This window comes from Desulfovibrio sp. TomC, assembly GCF_000801335.2.
Taxonomy (GTDB): domain Bacteria; phylum Desulfobacterota; class Desulfovibrionia; order Desulfovibrionales; family Desulfovibrionaceae; genus Solidesulfovibrio.
Genome location: NZ_JSEH01000091.1, coordinates 1 through 1,263 on the forward strand (window position 1 = coordinate 1; position 1,263 = coordinate 1,263).

The window sequence follows — 1,263 nt, forward strand, 5'->3', positions numbered from 1 at the left end:
CGTGATGTAAACGAAAATCAATAGTTTTTGAATCTCCCCAGAATGTGACAGCCCCGATGCTGACTGTTGTCCGAAGTATATTGCTATGTGACTCTATTGCTGCGTTTTCAACATTTTTCCGAAGCCTTTCAGCAGCGATGTGACTTCCTTCGTAATCGGTATCTAGAAGTAATATCGCAAATTCTTCCCCGCCTATTCGTCCAACGATGTCAATGGATCTTACAGATTCTTTGCAAATGTTTGCAATTTTTTGTAAAACAACATCGCCAACCTCATGGCCATAGGTGTCATTTGTGTTCTTGAAGTGATCAATGTCAAGCATTAAAAGGGTAAGTGGTTCTTCAGAACGGGCAGCCCTCGTAATTTCTCTTGCGGATTGTTCATAAAAAAACCTCCGATTTCCAATTCTTGTCAAATAGTCTTCGGAGGCAAGCTTCAAAAGTTCTTCTTCGTAGGTCTTTACTTTCGTAAAGTCTTGAATCTGAGAAATGAAGAATTGAGGATTGCCGTCGGTGTCACAAATTAACGAAACGCTTAAAAGAATGTGCAGTGTATCGCCTGTTTTTTTGAAATATCTTTTCTCGAGTTGGTAAGAAGGGATTTCTTTACGAAGCAGGCGCTGAATGATTTCAAAATCAATTTCAAGGTCGTCAGGGTGGGTTATGTCCTGAAATGTAAGGTCCGACATTTCACTTTCTGAATATCCTACCATTCCACACAGAGACTTGTTGACTCTTATCCACTTGCCTGACAAGTCAACAATGGCCATGCCGATGGCTGCGTGAGTGAATGCGCTGGTAAACAATTCCAGTTCACTGTGATTGCAAAAACGTTCTACCAAGATTTCTGCCCCCTAATTGTGATTTAAAAAATACAGCAACTTTTGTGAACGGGATTTAAAAGTACTAATTGCTTTTTCTTATTTTAACCCAGAACACGGTTCCGTCAGGTTCCTCTGAAGTGAATCCGACTTTTCCGCCAAGATAGTTTTCTGTGAGTAGCTTGATTGAATAAGTGCCAAGGCCTCTGTCGACGCCTTTAGTTGAGAATGATCTTTTGAAAATTTGGGATTGAATATGGTCAGGTATAACGGATTTGTTTGCCACCCAGAACTTTGCAAAATCTCCATCTTCTTGAAGTCCGAACGTTATGCTTCCTCCCTCTGGTGTGGCTTCAAGCGCGTTGATAAGCATATTCACGATGACGCGCATTAATAGGGTGTAGTCGGATGTTATTTGGACGTTTTGGCTAGTTTCATCAATC

Annotated in this window: 2 protein-coding genes; both read right to left on the reverse strand. The window is 41.0% G+C overall.

Translation table 11 applies throughout. The annotated features are described in order from the left end of the window. A partial coding sequence (locus NY78_RS21650) for a sensor domain-containing diguanylate cyclase (protein WP_156181148.1) occupies positions 1 to 841 on the reverse strand: 841 nt, incomplete at its 3' end. Positions 842 to 905: 64 nt separating this feature from the next. Further along, positions 906 to 1,263: sensor histidine kinase (locus tag NY78_RS24385; protein WP_156181150.1), on the reverse strand; the 358-nt coding region annotated here is incomplete at its 5' end.